Origin of the sequence: Salinicola sp. CPA57, from assembly GCF_003206035.1 — a bacterium.
Taxonomy (GTDB): domain Bacteria; phylum Pseudomonadota; class Gammaproteobacteria; order Pseudomonadales; family Halomonadaceae; genus Salinicola; species Salinicola socius.
Map to the genome: position 1 here is coordinate 1 of NZ_PZJR01000025.1, position 17,841 is coordinate 17,841.

Sequence of the window (17,841 nt, forward strand, 5' to 3'; positions counted from 1 at the left end):
GGCGTCGAGCTGGGGCTGCAGGCTACCCGGCAGCGCCTGGAGCTGGGCCGAGACCGGCAGGGCGTTTTCGGCGTGGACGGTCACGCCGAGCAGCAGGAACTGACGCTCTTCCTCACCCCCTAAGTCGTGTAGCGGGTGCTGGGTGAGCTCGAACCAGCGCCCGGCCTGGAGCTGACGCGCGCCACCGCTGCCGCGAAAGCGCTTGGCCAGGGATTCATGCGCTTCCAGCCGGTTCTCGGTGAGGCGTTCGCCGCGCTCGTAGCCGTGGTAGTAGTACTCGCCGGCGTAGTCGTAGACCTCGCTCTGCGGCAGGTTGCCCTGATCGCTGAGGGTATCGAGGCCGGTGCGCTTGGTCAGTGACGGCTGCTTGTAGTCGAAAGTGCCGACGCTGACGCGGGTGGGCTGCTGGCTTCGCGAGCCGCCCCACTGGGTCAGCGCGTCTTCCGTCTCGGTGGCATCCTGGCGGTGGAAGCGGATCGCCTGGGGGCTGACCGGCTGGGTGGTATCGACGTCGTCGGTAATGACCAGTCGGTGGCCATCGACGGTCCGACGCTCACCCTCGGCGGCGCCGTCAGCGCCGTCGTTGTCATCGCNNCCTTGGCCAGTTCGTGGCCGTCGAACACGGCGGTGAGGACATCGACGACGCTGCGATCCTGGAAGATCCGGCTGTCGCGGCCGAGCTTCAGCATCGCCAGCCACGGCACCAGGGTGAGCTGGTAGTAGGTGACGCCGCCATCCTCGCCCAGCAATGCGGCTTCGCTGACCAGCCCGTGCAGCGGGCGGTAGCTGCCGTCGGCCTGCAGAATCGAGAGCCGGGCCGGCTGGGCCATCAGCGTCTTGAGCTCGATGTCGCCCTGCTGGGAGATGCAGTCCAGGGTGTAGGTGAAAGGCTCGCTGACGCGCTCCTCGCCCACCAGCCGATGGGGCACGAAGGCGGTGCCGGCGATGTCGAGGGTCAGCAGCCGCTGGGACTGCGACAGGTCGATGTCGAAGGTGTCGAGAAGGTCGTTGAGCATGTTCTCTTCCTGATGACGGGACTCAGGTAATTAGTGTGGCCTGGGCAACCGGCTACGCTCTGTCCGACAAATGCCTGCGCTCACCCATACGGCGTTAAAAATCGACTCAAAATGCTCATTTACCCGCGTAAACTCCACTTTTTCGACGATTTTTGCCTTGTCTGGCCATCGCTCGTCGATTTTTCACACAGAGCTGGGCGATGACCGTCAAAGATACCTTTCGGTAGGATAATGCAGATCATTAAAAAGGTTTGTAAGAGAATTGCCATTGATGACTAAGATTTTTGATGAATTGACGGCTCTCTCGACGAGTCGGGGTCATTTGAAGACTGACGAGTCGAGGCAGATCGACATGGCCCGATATCATTCGGTGTTGACTCCATGACTGCGCCATCGCCTAATCCAGGTCGAGTCGTTCACACGTCGTCTCGATAAGAGATATCACTGTATGGCGCCTGCCATCCCGCAGACTTTCTCGACCTTCAATATCCCCCCGACGCGAAGGCATGTCGAAACCATCGACTTTCTGCTCGCGCGACCGTCGCTGGAGCTGCTGCCGGAGGCGTTGCGTCCCGCTGCCCGGGGCTTTCTGTCCTATCTCGCCACGTTACCCACCAGTGCCCCTCACGAATGCCCGGCCTGCGCGAGCCGCTCGATCGCCTTGGCCACACCCGCTGGCACGCATGGGTCAAGGCGCGATGGCTATTACTGCCGGGACTGCAACAAGCGATTCAATATCCTCAGCGGGACTCCACTTCGCCTGCTGCGCTCGGAAGAGAAGTGGAAACCCTGGATGAGTTATCGGTTCCAGGGGTTCTCGCAAGAGCTGATCGCAGCCTTCCTGGGTATCAGCAACAAGGCTTCCATGACCTGGAGCCGGGCCTTCATGGCGGCGATGGCCGACTACGACACCCAATTGCATCGGTGGTGGGAGGATCATCAGTCCACGCATATTTCCGAGCTGACCGATGAAGCCGAGAGGGCCTTGGAAGCGTGTGTCGCAACACTTACCGAGCTCGCCGTCCTGACCGACAGGCACTGTCCCTACTGCGGCTCTTCCTCGACCCAGGTGCTGACCAGCCGGCGCGCCACGGAGTATCAATGCCATGGCTGTGAGCGCCGCTACAACAACCTGACCGAAACGCCGCTTTCGCATATCCAGCACATGGAGCTGTGGCCCGAATACCTGCGCCTTCTCGTGGTGGGTTATCACGATACGGAGATCGGAGAGCGATTGGGGTTGAGCAAATCGCTGACCAACCTGTGGCGGCAGCGCTTTCTCGAGTTCATGCAGGCCCGCTGGCCGCTCCTGGTTCACTGGACCCTGTGGCAATGGTCCCGGCGTCGCGTCAGCGTACCGAGCGGGCCGCAGACCTGAAGCGCATTGCGAGCCGGACAAGGCGTGTCGGCGAACACCAATGACATCCACTTGGCAGCCTGGCTCATCATCGACCATGCTGAGAGCCCCGAATTCGGCAAGGAGGCCAGCATGAAACCCCATACGCTCTGGACAATAATCGGCACTTCCACGGCGATTCTCTCGGGCGTGGCGACGCGACAGGCCCTCAAGCACACCACCCGCCGTCACGCCTTCGAGCCGCCGGTCAATCCGGACGACCCCGACGTGCGCTGGCGCGAAGCACTCCTGTGGGGCGCCGCTTCCGGTGTCGCGGTGGGCGTGGCTCGTATTCTGGGCTGGAAAGTGGCCGCCAGCGGTCTACGACGCGCCCGCCGGACTCGCCGCGGCCGACGCCTGCTCTCGCGCATCGAAGATTGAAGGCGTGCCCCGACAGCGGGCACGTACGTCATTCATGAACGCGAATCTAACTGAGAAATATTATTGATTGCACGAAGATCTCTAAGGATAATCCCCGAGCCCGCCATTAAAAAAACCGCGGGCCTATAAGAAGGGATCATTTACTTTTGGGGATCATCACGATGAGCGGTCGCAATCGCACGATCGTGAGCCGCGGGAACCCGCCTTGGTGGCACCAGACCACCACGGCGCTTCTCTGCGGCTCCGTACTATTCGCCATTCCCGCCATCGGGTGCGCGCAGCAGACAGACGACGGGGCGTACCGACTCTCTCCCGTTATCGTCAACGCTCAGGCAGCGCCCGATGACGACGCCGATACCGTCGTCGCCCGCGAGCTATGGGTTGGCGGCAAAGTCGCCACGAGCATTCAGGACACGCCCGCCTCCGTCTCGGTGATCACCCAGCAGGAGATCGAGCAGCGCGGTGCACAGACCACCGAAGAAGTGCTGCAATACACTCCCGGTGTCGTCACCGATTATTACGGCACCGACGACCGTAACGACTACTTCCAGATTCGCGGCTTTCAGGCAACGACCTATCGCGACGGCATGACGCTGGGCTCCATGCGCGGCGTGCGTGAAGATCCTTACGCCTACGAGCGCATCGAAGTGCTGCGCGGTGCGAATTCCACACTGTTCGGGCCAGCCGATCCGGGCGGCTCGGTCAATTTCGTCAGCAAGCGACCGCGCTTCGAGCGCTTCGGCAACGGCTTCCTCTCCTACGGTTCATTCGATCACAAGGAAGCCGGCATCGATGTCGGTGATGTCCTGGATTCGGACCAGACGCTCGCCTACCGTTTCACCGGCAAGATTCAGGACAGCGATCGCGAGTACGACCACTCGAAGAACGACAACGGGCTGCTGATGGGTGGCCTGACCTGGGAACCGACGGATCAGACCTCAGCGACGCTGATCGTCGACTATCTCAGTCGCGATGACACGCCCAATAGCGGCGGCTATCCGCTCGACCGGGAGTACGACCGGGACGATTTCTTCGGCGAACCCGATTTCAACGACCATGAGGTCGACCGCACCAGCGTCACCGGCCAGTTGATCCACGATTTCGAAAACGGCCTGACGCTGCGCGCCAACGTCCGCTACAGCGATCTCGAAGACGACTTTCAGTACGTCTATATCACCGATTCCGCGGCACGTACCGGTACGCTACTGGATCGTGACTACTTCGGCACCGATACCGACGCGCACGAATTCATCGGCAACACGATCCTGCAGTACGATGCCAGCTTCGGCGATATCGACAGCAGCACCCTGGGCGGCGTCGAGTACCGTGATGCCTCGACCGATACTCAATCCATCTACGGCGATGCAGCGTCCATCGATATCGCCAATCCGGTCTACAGCGGCGGCCCCGATAACCTCACACCCTACCGTTACGAAAACCAGGATTACCGAACTCGCTCGGTCTTCCTGACGCAGAATCTCTCCTTCTACGATCGCTTCGTCGTCAGCGCCGGGGTGCGCAACGACTCGATGGATCTCTCGAGCGAAGGCGAATCCTACGGCACCGCTTTCGATGACAGCGACGATTTCTCGGAGACCACCGTTCGCGGCGCGCTGACCTATATCGTCAGCGATGAGCTCTCCACCTACATCAGTTACGTGGAGTCGGTCGCGCCGCCCACCATCGGCGTCACCCCGGAGCGCGGCAAGCAGCAGGAGGTTGGCCTGAAGTACTCGCCCGACGGCATGAAGGCCCAGTTTTCGGCAGCAGTCTACAACCTGGAAAGAGACGACGTGACCATCGCCGTGGTGCAGGACAATGGTGCCATCGATCAGCAGACCGTGGGTGAATCCCGCGCGCGCGGGCTCGATCTCGAAGCCAAGGCCGAGCTGACCGACAGCCTGAGCATCGTCGGTGGCTACTCCTACCTGGATACGGAAGTGCTGAGCGGCACGCTCAACAGTGGCGCATCGATCGAAGGCAACGACTTCGCCATCGCTCCGAAACACACCGCCATGCTGTGGGGCTACTACACGCTGCCGGGCGAGAAGATGAGCGTCGGCCTCGGCGCCCGCTATACCGATGGCTACTACTTCGACGCCGCCAATACGTCGAAGAGCGATTCGGCGACACTGATCGATGCCGCGTTCGACTACCGGATCGTCCGGAACACCGACTTCACGGTCAACGTCAGCAACCTCTTCGACGAGCAGCACGTCGTCGGCTCCGGCACGGCCAACTACTACAACCCGGGTCGCGAGATCCGCGCGAAAGTGAGCTATCACTGGTAACCCCGGTGATGGCGTGTGGCGCCACCCGAGCGGCCCCGGCCGCTCGGGGTGTCTGTCGATACCGCTCTCTTATCCCTCGTCGTACCGATCTTTAGCGACAGCGAGGGAGCTGTACGACGATGACCTAGTGTGGCCCGAGCGCTCCAACCACGGATTCGGTCAGACGCTGCAGCGAGAGCAGACCACCGAATATCCACACCGGTTCGATTTCGCTGACACGCCCTTCGCGAACCGCCGGCAAGTGCTGCCAGATGCGATTGTCGGAAAGCTCGCCGCCAACAGCGCGGGGAAGCGGCTTGATGATCACGATGTACGCATCCGGTCGCTCGGCGAGGCGATCGATGGAAATGCTGGCAAACCCCCAGGCGTTGGTGGGCCCGGTCCAGGCGTTCTCGAGCGGCGTGTTGCCGGTGAGCGTCTCTACCATGCCGCCGTTACCGAAAACGCGCACGTGCTGAGCGTCGCTGAACTGGACGATGTAGACCGGTGCATCGACGCTTTCCAACGCTTGTGCCGCCGAGGCCAGAATCCGGTCGGTGCGGGCAATCAGCGCCTCGGCCCGATCCGAGGTCCCCGACACCTTCGCAATTTCCCGCGTCATCGCCAGCGTCGCCTGGTAATACGGCTGGCCGGAGGAGAAGTTGTCGATAAGGCGTACCGACGTCATGCGATCCAGACGCGCATTGTCGCGGGAGAACAACGCACTGCTGATCAGCAGATCCGGCGGCTTCTGCGCAAGCAATTCGAGATTGGGCTGATCGCGAAGCCCCATGTCGAACGTCTCAGGCGGGATCGCCGGTGACTGGACCCAGTCGTTGTAGTTGGGGATGTCCGCGACGGCATAGGGCGTGACGCCCAGCGCGATCAACGTCTCGGCGACACTCCAGTTGGTGGCGGCGATACGCGGTGTGGCGTGGGCATCGGTCACGAGCGCCGGTAGCCAGGGTACGGTCGCCATCACCAGAGTCATGGCCAGTGAAAAGCGGCTTCGGCGGCCGAGCGGCCGCCGAGAACGTTGAGGAAACGACATTTACCAGTGGTATCGCAGCGTGGTCAGCACCGAGCGGCCATCGCCGTAGTAGCTGCTGTTGCTGAACGTGTCGATGTAGGAGACGTATTCGCGATCGAACAGGTTGGTGGCATTGACTGCAAGATCGAGGCTCGGCGTCAGCGCATAGCTCGCCACGGCATCGACCAGCGTATAGGAGCTGGTCTTCTCGCTATTGGCGTCGTCGATATAGGTGCCACCGACGAAGCGCGTGCCCAGCCCCAGGGTAACGTCCCCTCGATTCATGTTGCCGGCAATCGTGTAGTCCGCCCATACCGAGGCGATATGCTCGGGCACGAGCGAGGGGCGATTGCCCTGGTTGCCAGCCAGGCCATCCTCTTCGATCTCCGAATCCCAGTAGGAATAGGCGGCAGTCAGATTGAGCCGATCGCTCAGCGCCAGCTTGCTCTCCAGCTCGATGCCACGGACATTGACCTTGCCGATCTGACGGTAAAGATTCTCGCCTACTTGCGAAGCGACGTTGGTCTGGGTCAGATCGAAGACCGCCAGCGTGAACAGCGCGTTGGTATTGGCCGGGCGATACTTCATGCCGACTTCATACTGCTCGCCCTCCTGAGGATCGGCACTCCCCGACACCAGATTGCGACTCGTCGGCGGCTGGAACGATTCGGCGTAATTCGTGTAGAGCGACAGGTCATCCAGTGCCTTGTAGGTCAGCCCGACACGCTTGGTGAAGGCGTAGTCGTCGGCCTCGTCATCGGCAGTCTGTGTGTTGACGTCGTCGTAGCGCCCGCCCAGCGTCAGGATCCAGCGCTCCGCGAATGTCAGCTCCTGCTGCAGATAGAATCCTTGGGAAGCCTGCTTCTGTCGAAAGTCCGGCTGCCTGGCCAGATCGACACACGCCTCGCCGCAGTATTGCGGGTCGTAGATATCGATCCCGCCGGCAGTGCCATAGAGACTCGTCTCGTGCACGTCATCATGGGTGTAATCGAAGCCGGCCAACGTACGGCTGCCGACGCTATCGATATCGGTGTCGTACTGGAGCTGGTTGTCGATCGTGTATTGATCGCGCTCGCCGTCGACCACGAAGGCCGTACGGCCATTGGCGGGATCGGGATCGCTGAGGTAGACGTGGTTGTAGTCGAGATCCATGTGGGTGTAGCGCGCGTTCTGACGAAAAGTCAGGCCGCTGCCGAACTGGTGCTCGAACAGGTAGCCGATGTTGCGCTCGATCCTGTCCATGTCGTTGTAGCCCGGCTCGCCGAGGAAGGTGTCCGGATCGATGCCCGAGCCGCGCGGAATGGAGTGGGCGGCATTGGTGTCGCGCTTGTTGAAGTCCGCCAGCAGCGTCAACGACGTCGCATCGTTGGGCTTGTAGGTCACCGCCGGGGCGAAGTAGAAGCGGTCATCCTGGGTATGGTCGGCGCTGAGTTCCGCATCCTGCCACTTGGTCGTGACGCGATAGCTCCACTTGCCCGCCTGATCGATGGGGCCGCCGAAATCCGCACCGGTTTCGGTATGTTCGTTGCCGAGCGTGGTGTAGATCTCGCCGAATTCGTAGTCCAGAGGGCGCTTGGTGATCGCATTGACCATGCCGCCGGGCGCATTCAGTCCAAACAGCGTGGAGGTCGATCCCTTGAGGACATCGATTCGCTGAAGGCCGTAGGGTTCGAGCTTGCCACCGGTGAAGTTGACCGTCCGGCGCGACATCCCATCGCGGTAGGTTCCCAGCGACGTGGCGTTGAAGCCGCGGATCATGAAGTAGTCGTAGCGATCATCGGACGCGTACTGATCGACCGTCACGCCCGCCGTGTAGGAGAGCGCCTGCTCGAGATTCTGGACGTTGCGGGTACGCATCTCCTCTTCGGTCACCACCGACACGGAGCTGGAAAGATCGAGAAGATCGGTATCGGTCTTGGATCCGGTCGCGGTGCGCTCGGCAACGATCGTCGAGTCGGGGCCGACAGCGCTATCGGCAATGGCGGCCGCTTCGACCGTGACCGTGTCCAGCTTGGCGGCATCAGCGCTGGATTGTGCCCACGCCGACGATGCCAGCAGCATCGAACCCGAGGAGAGCAATGCCAGCGACAGCGTGCGACGGCATAGCCAGCGGGTGTCGGACGAGACCGGGCTGCAAGCCTGGCTCGAAGCCCATGACGACAATTTCATTGTGTTCCCTTGATGACGCGTCGGGCGCGCCGAGTTTATTGGTCGGTATTCGGTGGAGAATTGTGAAAACCTGGCGCGTAAGTGTCAACGATTATGATAAATATTCGCATTTGCATTGATTCCAGCTGACTTCAGAACGTGACTCGTGAGGTCGATAACGCTTGAATGACCGACGCCATCCCGACACGTTCGCGCATGGGTGCTGGCTGGCGAGCGCTTGAAGGCGTTGGCCATGACGAAAAAGGCCGCTGCCGCCGATACTCAAATGGATCGATCCGAACATGGCGTTCGACCCTCCCACGATACTGACACTGACCATTGCCATCGCCGCTGCCGCCGCGCTCTACCTGCTGCTGGAGTGGCGCAGCACCCGAGACGCCTCGCTGCTCTACTGGTCTACCGGCTTTGCCTCGATCACGGTGGGATGCTCGCTCGCGCTGCTGCGCGCCAGCGGCTATTTCATGATCGGCGTGTGGTTCGCCAACGGCCTGCTGGTATTCGCCCACTGGATGTTTCTGGCGGGTGTCGCGCGCTTCGTCGGGGCACGTCTGCCACGCGCGTGGTGGTTGATCATCGCCGTCTGGTGTGCCCTGCTCGTGCTGCCGGATGGGCCGACGTCGGCAAAGATCTATCTGATCGTCAATTCGCTGCTGGTCGCTCTGCTCTCGCTGAGAGCGAGTCTGCTGCTGCGCCTGCCACCGGACGTGGCCACGCTAGGCACGCGTCAGCTGCATTACACCCTGCTCGTCCACGGGATCTTCTATCTCGCCAAGGTGGCACTGACGCTTGTTCCCGGTGAGCTGATCGACCTCGTCGTCTACCGCGGCATGGTGATTCGGGTCTCGCTGGTCGAGGGCGTCATGGCGATTCTGCTGATCGCGCTGTCGATGACCGGGACGGTGCGATATCGACGCGAGCGACAGATCGAGCATCTGGCCGAGCGAGATCCGCTCACCGCCCTGTTCAACCGGCGGGCGTTCGAGGCGCGGGCACCACGATATCTGGAGCGGGTCTCGCAACACGGCGACGGGGCGCTACTGCTGATCGACGTCGACAACTTCAAGCTCGTCAACGACCTCTACGGCCATGCCGCCGGGGACCGATTGCTGGTGACATTGAGCGAATTGATGCGCCACGTGTGCCCCGACAATGCGCTGACGGCGCGCCTGGGAGGAGACGAGTTCGCGATTCTGCTGGACGATGCGCCCTCGGAAAGCGTCACCCGGCTTGGCGATGAACTTCGCGCTCGCTTCCATGACCACGCTTCGCGAACCTTCGACACGCCGGACGCAGTGACATTGAGCATTGGCGCGACCCTGTTCGACCAGCCGAGTGATCTCACCGCGTTGATCGATCGTGGCGATATCGCGCTCTACGAGGTCAAGCGGAGCGGTCGAGACCGGCTGCGCGTACTCGACCTGACCGAACCGGAACAGCGCCGCGCGGTCACGGCTTGCGGTATCGAATCGACCGGCTAGGCAGGCAGTGCCGGCTCGACAAGCTGCTCAAAAAAACGTGCCGGTCGTCGCAATGACGACCGGCACGTTTGCCAGAGGCCTTATCCTTCGAGGCCTTGTCCTTCGAGGTCTCGTCTCGAGGACAGATCTCCTGGAGAGGTTCGAGGACAGGTCTCTACCGCCAGACAGGCCTCACAGCGCCCCGTCGGCGATCGCTCGCGCCATGGTCGGAGACAACGGCAGGCGCGGCAGCAGCGTTGCCTGATAGGCGTGGTAGAGATCCGCCTTGCCGCTCCACACTTCGCTGGAAGGGTTGTTGTGGCGGTCGAGTTCCTGCCACCAGCTGCCGCGCTCGCGATCGATCAGAAAACGATCGATGTAATCCCAGAAACGGCGGTACCAGGTCTCGTAAGCGGCATCGCCGGTGCGCTTGAGCAGCGCGGCTGCGGTAGCGGCGGCTTCGGCGAGCGTCCAGTGCATGCGTTCGTGGACCACCGGCTGATTTTCCCAGTCGTGGGTGTAAACCAGTCCCGGTTCGCCGTCGACGTTCCACGCAAGCTCCGTCGCGCTGCGAAAGAGCCCCTGGGCATCTTCCAGCAGCCAGGCCGGTGTCTCTTCGCCGTGACGCATCAGCCCGCCTTCGAGATGCAGCATCAGCCGCGACCATTCGAAGGCATGACCCGGCGTTGCGCCATAGGGTCGAAACTGATCCTTGGGCGTCTCCTGGTTGTAATCGCGCCACTCGTTCCACTCGCTGTCGAAGTGTTCGACGACGCGGTAGTCGTTGGGTCGGGCATGAGCGTGAATGATCTTGTCGACGATGGAGAGCGCACGTGCCCGCCACTTCGGCTCGTCGAGAACGTCGGCCAGCTGCAGGAAGGCTTCGGTCGCGTGCATGTTGCTGTTGCCGCCGCGATACGCTTCCTCCTTGCCCCAGTCGCGGGAGAAACCCTCGCGCATGCGCCCTTCGTCTTCCGCCCAGAACCGCGTTTCGATCACCGCGATGATGTCGTCGAGCAGCGGCTTGGCGTTCTCGTCGCCGGCCTGCCAGGCACTGGCCGCCGCCAGCGCGACGAAGGCGTGAATGTAGGCTTGCTTGGTTTGCGTTTCCCCCGTCTTCGGCCGTGCGCCGTACCAGCCACCGTGCTCGGCATCTCGCAGATCGCCCTTCAGCGCCGCAACGCCATGCGCCACCAGCGGTGCCATGCCGGGCTCGCCGCGCATGGCGGCCAACGCAAAGCAGTGGGTCATGCGGGCGGTGATCATGGTGTCGGGGTTGGCATCCGCCGGCAGCCGGCCGTCTTCGTCCAGTGCGGCGAAACCGCATTCGGCATGACGCGAGGCGCGATAGAACGCCAGCAGGCGCTGCCCCTCGCACTCCAGCCAGTGGTGATGCGCCGGCCGGTCGAGCCAGCTCTCCTGCCGGGGCGGCAGATTGGAAGTCGTACCTGGCATGTTCGGGGCCTCCTTGGCCCGAGAATTGCTGTTGGTGCTCGAAGACCCTTGGCGATGCCCGAGCGAGGTGACGATAGCGATCTTCGGCGGTTCGTTCTCTGTTCGATGAATCGTGCGATCCTCGATGCTGCCTCAACCGTTGACGATCATGCCGCCGTTGGGATGCAGCGTCTGCCCGCTGATGAAGGAAGAATCCAGCGAGGCCAGAAAGACGTAGCACGGCCCCAGTTCCGAAGGCTGAGCGGCCCGCCCCATCGGCGTGTCGGATCCGAAATCTTCCAGCATCTGCGGATCGTGGGCGCCCAATGTCGCCGGCTGCAGCGGCGTCCATACCGGGCCGGGCGCAACGGTGTTGACCCGGATTCCGCGAGCCACCACCTGATTGGAGAGCGCCCGCGTGAAACTGACGATCGCCCCCTTGGTGGCGGTGTAGTCGATCAGGAAATCGGGCCCGATATACGCATTGACCGACGCGGTGTTGATGATCGAATCATCTTCACCCAGATACGGCAATGCCGCTTTGGTCAGATAGAACATGCCGTGGATGTTGGTGGCAAAGGTCCGTTCCCACTGGCTGTCGTCAAGATCGGTGAGATCGGTACATACCTGCTGGGTGCCGGCGTTATTGACGAGAATGTTGAGCCCGCCGAAAGTGTCGACGACCTGTGCAAGCGCGGAGCGGCAGAACGCGGCGTCGCGAATGTCACCCGCGATCAGCAGGCAACGCCGCCCTTCTGCTTCGACCAGCCGCTGCGTTTCCTTGGCGTCCTCGTCCTCACTGAGATACATGACCGCGACATCGGCGCCCTCCCGGGCGAAGTGGATCGCCGCAGAGCGGCCGATACCGCTGTCGGCGCCGGTGATCAACGCAATCTTGTCCTCCAGCTTGCCGCTGCCTCGATAGCCCGGCCGAATGAATTCCGCCGGCGGCTGCATCAGACCTTCCTTGCCGGGTAGTGACTGCTGCTGTGCATGGATCTCGGTCTTCTTGACCATCTTGGACGCTCCTTGTCTGAACCTAGGTAGGCAGGTTGGCTCTGGATGGACAGGCTGAGCCTGGGGAAACAGGGTTGACCAGGCTGAACCTGGGGCAACCCACTGAATCGTGTCAGCCAACTGGCAGAACCCGCCCTGGAATCCCGCTGAATATGTGTAGATTTCCTACGCCTGGCCCTAATTTGTAGTTGACCGATGACGCGCCGGCAAACCCGATCAGGCACTGGAGACGCCGAACAGCCAGCCCACTCCGGCCGTCGCGCCCATGGCCAGCACACCCCAAACGATGATCCGAACGACGGCCACCGAGATGCGAGACCCGCCCACTCTGGCCGACAGCACGCCCAGCAGACCGAGCGCCACCAGCGACCCCAGGGCAACCACCACCGCGAGACTCTGTCGGGAAGCCCCCAGCGCGGCAATGAGCGGCAACGCCGCCCCCGCAAGAAACGTCAGTGCCGAGGCGATCGCTGCCTGCAGGGGGCGAGCTTCGCTGACGTCACTGAAGCCGAGCTCGTCTCGCGCGTGCGCGGCCAGCGCGTCGTGATGCATCAGTTTTTCGGCGACTTCCTGCGCCAACGGGGAGGAGAGCCCCCGCGCCTCGTAGATTTCCGCCAGCTCGCGGGTCTCGAACTCGTAGTTCGCGGCCAGTTCGCGCCGCTCGCGCGCCAGATCGGCGTGCTCGGTGTCCTTTTGCGAACTGACGGAGACATACTCACCCGCTGCCATCGACATCGCCCCGGCAACCGCACCGGCCGCACCGGCGGTCAGCACTCCCGCCAACGTCGCCCCCGCCGTCGCCATGCCGATGATCAGGCTCGCGGTGGAGACGATACCGTCGTTGGCTCCCAGCACCGCTGCGCGCAACCAGCCCACGCGATCCGAGTAATGCATTTCCTTGGGTATGGACATACCCGGCTCATGTCGCAGGTCCGATTTCATGGAATTTCCGTTGATCGCCGACTGGATGCAGGTCGATAAGTATCGCGCTTTACCCTGTCATCCTAGGCCAAGCCGGCACATTCGGGGAATTCGTCCAACGGCGACCCTTGCCGAATCACCCTATCCACTGTCCGATATCAACGCCGACCTTCACAAAACGCCCTAGAACGACGAACTCCTCCCACGCGAACTCGGACCCCACGGCTCGATCCTTTCATCCTGCAACCTTTCAACCATTACCCGGCAATTTCGACAACGAGGTCGATGACCTTCTAGCAATAGTGCCAACTTCCTCATTCTCAAAGGGTCCATTTATTTCGTCATAGACGTATCCATCCTGCCGAAACACCTCATTTTACGACGCAGCGAGCGCCCGTCTATCACAATCAGCGATTGGTAACATTTAATACTTTGGTATGTAAGATGTCGATTACAATCTTTTCCAGACACACACAAGCCATTGTTATTAAAAAGAGAATGTCAAAATCTCAAAGAGTTAGTTTAGACCTTTGTCTTTATAGACCATGGTTACAATGAAAGTTTACGAAGTAATAGAAATAATGGCGCTCAGCTCAGGGAGTCACAATAACGAAAAGAGAGGCTGCGACGGACTAAAAAGGAAGCTGATGGATCGCAGCGAAAGGCGAACCTGGTGAAATCCTGTATCGACGCTTTCGGTCTCGATGTTCACAGGATGCCTGCCGACATTTACACCAGCGAATAAGCGACAGACATAACGTCCCTGGCGAGACCATTTCCGTCGAAGCGAGCCTTGGGTAACGGCAGAAAGATTCTCGCCGAGCCATGCAGAAGGGAATGCAGGCGGGGCTACCGACAATTTCTGAAAGACGTATCGGCTCATGTCTTTCTTGCTATCAAGCCTGATATGAGCCCACCGAGCACGACGCTTTGGCAGCGCCACGCGCGTGTCCCTGACACGTCGGTTGCGAATTTTTCCAGGGCGCCTTGCGCAGCCGCAGGTTTCATCCGGCTGCCGACGACAGCAACAGTCATTGACAACCGTCATTGGCAACAACGATTGACGAAAGCGACCAACAACAGCAATCAACGACAAGACCACGAGGGACACCAATAATGATTGCCTCACACAACGTGCTACGCCGGCCATTCCTCGCCGCCGTCATCGGCGCCTCCTGCGTCGTGCCGGCCCTGGCTCACGCCGATATCAACCCCGAGTTCTTCGGTTACGCTCGATCCGGCATCGGCTCGACCTCGGGAGGCGGCAGCCAGACCTGCTTCAAGTCGGCGGGCGCTCCTGCAAAATACCGCCTGGGCAACGAATGCGAGACCTATGCAGAGATCGGGCTCGGGGCGCAGCTGTATCAACAGCAGGACACCTCTTTCGACTTCGCCAGCCGGGTAGCCTATGTCACCGCGCAGGACAACGACGACGAATCGCTCAAGGACGACGACAACAATATTTCCCTGCGGGAGATGTATGTCTCCGGCAACAACGTCGTCGGCGGATTGCCCGGTGCCACGCTGTGGGCGGGCAAGCGTTTCTACCAGCGCCATGACATCCATATGAACGACTTCTACTACTGGGACGTCTCGGGTCCCGGGGTCGGGATTTCGGATATCGACGTCGGCACCGGTAATCTGAGTTTTGCCTGGACCCGCAGCGAAGGTAACGACGATGGCGATGGCCTGTTCCCCGATTCAGGCCAGCAGATCTCGGACGATACGCTCGATGCACGCTGGAGCGACATTCCCGTCAATCCCGGCGGCACGCTGGAGCTGGGTGTCGACTACGGCCGCTCGTCGCTGTCCGAATGGCAGAAGGACTACTACGACGATCAGGATGTCGATTACGACGAGGGTGACAAGGGCTGGATGGGGACCATCGAGCACACCCAAAGTGGCTGGTTCGGCGGCAGCAATACCTTCGCGGTTCAGTACGCCACCGACGGCATCATCACTCGTGACGGCAACGCTGTCGGACGCGGCACCGGCGCGCTTCGTCAGGAAGGCAGCATGTGGCGCGCGCTCGATCACGGTCAGATCTGGCTGGTGCCTGACCAGCTCGACATGCTCTACGCCCTCGTCTACGAGGATAAGGACATGGACGACAACACTGGTCGCAAGTGGTTTTCCGCCGGTGTCCGCCCGGTCTACTACTGGAGCGACATCATGAGCACGGCGGTCGAGCTGGGCTACGACCGTATCGAGCCGCAAGGCGGCGTCAGTGGCTACGATAGTGGCGATCACCACCTGACCAAACTGACCCTCGCCCAACAGTGGTCGGCGGGACGTGGCGCCATGATTCGCCCGACCATCCGTCTGTTCGCCACTTACGCGCAGTGGAACGGCGACGCCTACACCGATGCCCGTAACGCCAACTCGCTCGATACCGGTGCCGGCCCCAACAACGTCGACATCGACGACAACAACGGGCTGACGTTCGGCGCCCAGATGGAGGTGTGGTGGGGTAGCTGAGCCCCGACCGCGAGATCCACGCTCGCGCTGTTTCGATCCCTTGGGCTCCGGAGGCTTGCCGCTCCGGAGCCGTTTTCGTCTCCAGCAGGAGTTACCGAATGTTGAGTTCGTATCGCCTCGCCGTGCCGTTGAGCACGCTTCTGTTCGCCCTGGCGGGATGCAGTACACCGCTGATGGCACCCCAAGCCCCGACCATTCCTGCCCAGCAGGGGCAGCAGGCCCTGGCCGGTGCGCCGGACTGCTGCGCCTCGCTGGCCTCGCTGCCGTATCAGCCGTTGACGGCGCGGGAGACACTGACGCTGGACTTCACGCCGCAGACCCCGGTTCACGACTTCGGCGATGGCAAGAGTTTCTTCCAGGCGTTCGAGCTGCCCCGCCATGCCGGTCCGGTGGCCTTGAGCGTCACCAGCCCGATCCGGGACGGCCAGGTCTTCGCACCCACGATCATGGTGCTCGATGCCGCGTTCCAGCCGGTCAGAAAGCTATCGAGCGACTCGCTCGAGGTCCGCCGACCCACCGGTTTCTCCAGCGCGCGGCTTGATGGCCGGTTCAGCCTGATGCCTGGCCCGGATGCCCAGTACGTGGTCATCTATTCGAGCGAGCAGGATCGCCGGGGCTCGACGAGCTACGAGTCGGAAGCCAAAGCCTATGCCCGGGTCAGAGGTCTTGCCGAACCCGCCGGCCCCGATCCTCGCGCCGAGCATGCTGCCACCGGCCAGGTCATCCTGGAGATCGCCTCGCTGAGCGGTGGTACCGGCATGACGCCCCTTCCGGGTACCGGCGCGGTGCCGACGCGCCAGGCAGCCGCCCCCCCAGCGCAGAATGCCGCACCGGCGCCGACCCCAGCGGCGGCGAACGACACCGCGGATTTCGATTACCGCCGCATGATCGATGCCGCTCTCAAGGCCGGCGATGTCGAACTGGCCCTGGAACTGGCGGAACGCGCCGAACGCAGCGGGCATCCCGGCACCCGAGCCTGGCTGGCCGAGCGACTGCAAGCCAGGATGCCCTGACAGCCTCGGGGCGTTCATGACGGCCGATCACTGGCGTGGCGTCCTGGACACGCCACGGCAGCCGGGGCGCGCTACTCGAGGATATGGAAGCCGTCGAGGTAGCGTTCGTTGAGGGAGAGACCGAGCCCCGGTAGGTCGTCGGCGAGGTCCAGATAGCCATCGACCGGGGCCGGGTCGCCTTCGAACAGGTAGTAGAACAGTTCGTTGCCGATCTCGACGTCATGCACCGGGAAGAACTCCGACATCGGCGAGGCGAGCGAGGACATCGTCAGATGGTAGTTGTGCATCTGCCCCGCATGCGGGATCACCGGAACCTCGAAGGCTTCCGCCAGGGCATTGATCTTGCGCGCCACGGTGATGCCGCCGACGCGGTTGGTGTCGTACTGGATCACCGAGACCGCGCGCTTCTCCAGCAACTGACGGAAACCGTGCACGGTGTACTCGTGCTCGCCGCCGGAAATCGGCATCGGCGCGATGCGGTTGAGCTCGGCGTAACCGTCGATATCGTCGGCGATGACCGGCTCCTCCAGCCAGCGCAACTCGAACGGCGCCAGCCTGGGTAACATGCGCCGGGCGTAGTCGAGATTCCAGCCCATGTAGCAGTCGGCCATCAGGTCGATATCTTCGCCGATCACCTCGCGAACCGCGGCGACGCTCTTGAGATTCTCGCGCATGCCTTTTGGCCCGTCCCTGGGCCCATAGCCGAAACGCATCTTCATCGCCTGGAAGCCCTGATCGAGATAGCCCTGCGCCTCGGCCTGCATGACGTCGAGATCGTCGTGGTAGAGCTTGGAGGCGTAGCACGGGATCTTCTCCTTGGTGCGCCCCCCGAGCAGCTTGAACACCGGCTTGTCGAGCGCCTTGCCCATCAGATCCCATATCGCGATATCCACCCCGGAGATCGCCGCCATGCCGATGCCACGTCGACCCCAGGCCAGCGTGGCGCGGTACATGCGCTGCCACAGGTATTCGTAGTCGAACGGATCCTGCCCCACGATCAGTGGGGCCAGATGCTGATCGACGATGGTCTTGGCGACCCTAGGGGCCAGCGCCACGTTGCCGAGACCGACCAGACCGCTGTCGGTCTCGATCTCGATCACCGCCCAGCCATGAAAGCGGAAGCTCTGCATCGCATCGCCGCGATCCCACAGCGCATCCATGGCGTTGGTGCAGAAGTGCGCCTTGGGCGCCACCGTCTCGCCCTTCCATTCGAAAACCCGGGCGCGGACTCGAGTGATTTTCATTGCATGACTCCTGTT

At 62.0% G+C, this 17,841-nt stretch carries 13 protein-coding genes and 1 pseudogene; 6 read left to right on the plus strand and 8 right to left on the minus strand.

Features of this window, described 5'->3' with window-relative positions; genetic code table 11:
- Together DOM36_RS19570 and DOM36_RS20620 are read right to left on the minus strand one after the other, a co-directional pair.
- Positions 1-699 (minus strand): phage late control D family protein (locus DOM36_RS19570; protein ID WP_280952818.1); only part of this gene is annotated, 699 nt, incomplete at its 3' end.
- Positions 648-1,016, minus strand: a pseudogene (locus tag DOM36_RS20620) (contractile injection system protein, VgrG/Pvc8 family); the annotation flags it as partial. The pseudogene DOM36_RS20620 and the gene DOM36_RS19570, both read right to left, overlap by 52 nt.
- 448 nt (positions 1,017-1,464) lie before the next feature.
- Here DOM36_RS20620 and DOM36_RS19575 point away from each other — a divergent pair.
- The 3 genes from DOM36_RS19575 (at position 1,465) to DOM36_RS19585 (ending at position 5,084) form a co-directional block, all read left to right on the plus strand.
- Complete coding sequence (locus DOM36_RS19575) at positions 1,465-2,394, plus strand: hypothetical protein (RefSeq protein WP_110644128.1); 930 nt, start codon at positions 1,465-1,467, stop codon at positions 2,392-2,394.
- Positions 2,395-2,505: 111 nt separating this feature from the next.
- Positions 2,506-2,793 (plus strand): DUF4235 domain-containing protein, encoded by a 288-nt coding sequence (locus tag DOM36_RS19580; RefSeq protein ID WP_110644144.1) that lies wholly within the window; start codon positions 2,506-2,508, stop codon positions 2,791-2,793.
- Positions 2,794-2,954: 161 nt separating this feature from the next.
- On the plus strand, positions 2,955-5,084 hold the full coding sequence (locus DOM36_RS19585; protein WP_075571624.1) for a TonB-dependent siderophore receptor: 2,130 nt from the start codon (positions 2,955-2,957) through the stop codon (positions 5,082-5,084).
- Positions 5,085-5,208: 124 nt separating this feature from the next.
- Here the strand turns inward: DOM36_RS19585 and DOM36_RS19590 are convergent, their stop codons facing one another.
- Positions 5,209-6,042 (minus strand): ABC transporter substrate-binding protein, encoded by an 834-nt coding sequence (locus DOM36_RS19590; RefSeq protein ID WP_157958702.1) that lies wholly within the window; start codon positions 6,040-6,042, stop codon positions 5,209-5,211.
- A gap of 72 nt (positions 6,043-6,114) precedes the next feature.
- Positions 6,115-8,262 carry a TonB-dependent siderophore receptor gene (locus DOM36_RS19595; protein WP_198651344.1) on the minus strand — a complete coding sequence of 716 codons (2,148 nt, stop codon included), beginning with the start codon at positions 8,260-8,262 and terminating at the stop codon, positions 6,115-6,117.
- A 281-nt stretch (positions 8,263-8,543) separates the two neighbouring features.
- Here DOM36_RS19595 and DOM36_RS19600 point away from each other — a divergent pair, with 281 nt between their 5' ends.
- The gene (locus DOM36_RS19600) at positions 8,544-9,740 is read left to right on the plus strand and encodes a GGDEF domain-containing protein (RefSeq protein ID WP_110644130.1); all 1,197 of its coding nucleotides are present in this window, start codon (positions 8,544-8,546) and stop codon (positions 9,738-9,740) included.
- A 171-nt stretch (positions 9,741-9,911) separates the two neighbouring features.
- On the opposite strand, the gene DOM36_RS19605 is transcribed toward DOM36_RS19600, so the two are convergent.
- The 3 genes from DOM36_RS19605 to DOM36_RS19615 all read right to left on the minus strand — a co-directional run bounded on the left by DOM36_RS19605 (position 9,912) and on the right by DOM36_RS19615 (position 13,082).
- Positions 9,912-11,174 (minus strand): AGE family epimerase/isomerase, encoded by a 1,263-nt coding sequence (locus DOM36_RS19605; protein ID WP_075571618.1) that lies wholly within the window; start codon positions 11,172-11,174, stop codon positions 9,912-9,914.
- A gap of 132 nt (positions 11,175-11,306) precedes the next feature.
- Positions 11,307-12,170 (minus strand): SDR family oxidoreductase, encoded by an 864-nt coding sequence (locus DOM36_RS19610; RefSeq protein ID WP_110644131.1) that lies wholly within the window; start codon positions 12,168-12,170, stop codon positions 11,307-11,309.
- A 216-nt stretch (positions 12,171-12,386) separates the two neighbouring features.
- The gene (locus DOM36_RS19615) at positions 12,387-13,082 is read right to left on the minus strand and encodes a VIT family protein (RefSeq protein ID WP_075571616.1); all 696 of its coding nucleotides are present in this window, start codon (positions 13,080-13,082) and stop codon (positions 12,387-12,389) included.
- A gap of 1,125 nt (positions 13,083-14,207) precedes the next feature.
- Here DOM36_RS19615 and DOM36_RS19620 point away from each other — a divergent pair.
- Positions 14,208-15,569 carry a maltoporin gene (locus DOM36_RS19620; RefSeq protein WP_075571615.1) on the plus strand — a complete coding sequence of 454 codons (1,362 nt, stop codon included), beginning with the start codon at positions 14,208-14,210 and terminating at the stop codon, positions 15,567-15,569.
- 98 nt (positions 15,570-15,667) lie between these two features.
- The gene (locus DOM36_RS19625; protein WP_110644132.1) at positions 15,668-16,582 is read left to right on the plus strand and encodes a MalM family protein; all 915 of its coding nucleotides are present in this window, start codon (positions 15,668-15,670) and stop codon (positions 16,580-16,582) included.
- Positions 16,583-16,653: 71 nt separating this feature from the next.
- Here the strand turns inward: DOM36_RS19625 and DOM36_RS19630 are convergent, their stop codons facing one another.
- Complete coding sequence (locus DOM36_RS19630) at positions 16,654-17,826, minus strand: L-rhamnonate dehydratase (RefSeq protein WP_110644133.1); 1,173 nt, start codon at positions 17,824-17,826, stop codon at positions 16,654-16,656.
- Positions 17,827-17,841: the final 15 nt, after the last annotated feature.

Coding starts and splice junctions, on each gene's coding strand:
- DOM36_RS19575 (WP_110644128.1), top strand. CDS start 1,465: ATGGCGCCTGCCATCCCGCAGACTTTCTCGACCTTCAATATCCCCCCG.
- DOM36_RS19580 (WP_110644144.1), top strand. CDS start 2,506: ATGAAACCCCATACGCTCTGGACAATAATCGGCACTTCCACGGCGATT.
- DOM36_RS19585 (WP_075571624.1), top strand. CDS start 2,955: ATGAGCGGTCGCAATCGCACGATCGTGAGCCGCGGGAACCCGCCTTGG.
- DOM36_RS19590 (WP_157958702.1), bottom strand. CDS start 6,042: ATGGCGACCGTACCCTGGCTACCGGCGCTCGTGACCGATGCCCACGCC.
- DOM36_RS19595 (WP_198651344.1), bottom strand. CDS start 8,262: ATGAAATTGTCGTCATGGGCTTCGAGCCAGGCTTGCAGCCCGGTCTCG.
- DOM36_RS19600 (WP_110644130.1), top strand. CDS start 8,544: ATGGCGTTCGACCCTCCCACGATACTGACACTGACCATTGCCATCGCC.
- DOM36_RS19605 (WP_075571618.1), bottom strand. CDS start 11,174: ATGCCAGGTACGACTTCCAATCTGCCGCCCCGGCAGGAGAGCTGGCTC.
- DOM36_RS19610 (WP_110644131.1), bottom strand. CDS start 12,170: ATGGTCAAGAAGACCGAGATCCATGCACAGCAGCAGTCACTACCCGGC.
- DOM36_RS19615 (WP_075571616.1), bottom strand. CDS start 13,082: ATGTCCATACCCAAGGAAATGCATTACTCGGATCGCGTGGGCTGGTTG.
- DOM36_RS19620 (WP_075571615.1), top strand. CDS start 14,208: ATGATTGCCTCACACAACGTGCTACGCCGGCCATTCCTCGCCGCCGTC.
- DOM36_RS19625 (WP_110644132.1), top strand. CDS start 15,668: ATGTTGAGTTCGTATCGCCTCGCCGTGCCGTTGAGCACGCTTCTGTTC.
- DOM36_RS19630 (WP_110644133.1), bottom strand. CDS start 17,826: ATGAAAATCACTCGAGTCCGCGCCCGGGTTTTCGAATGGAAGGGCGAG.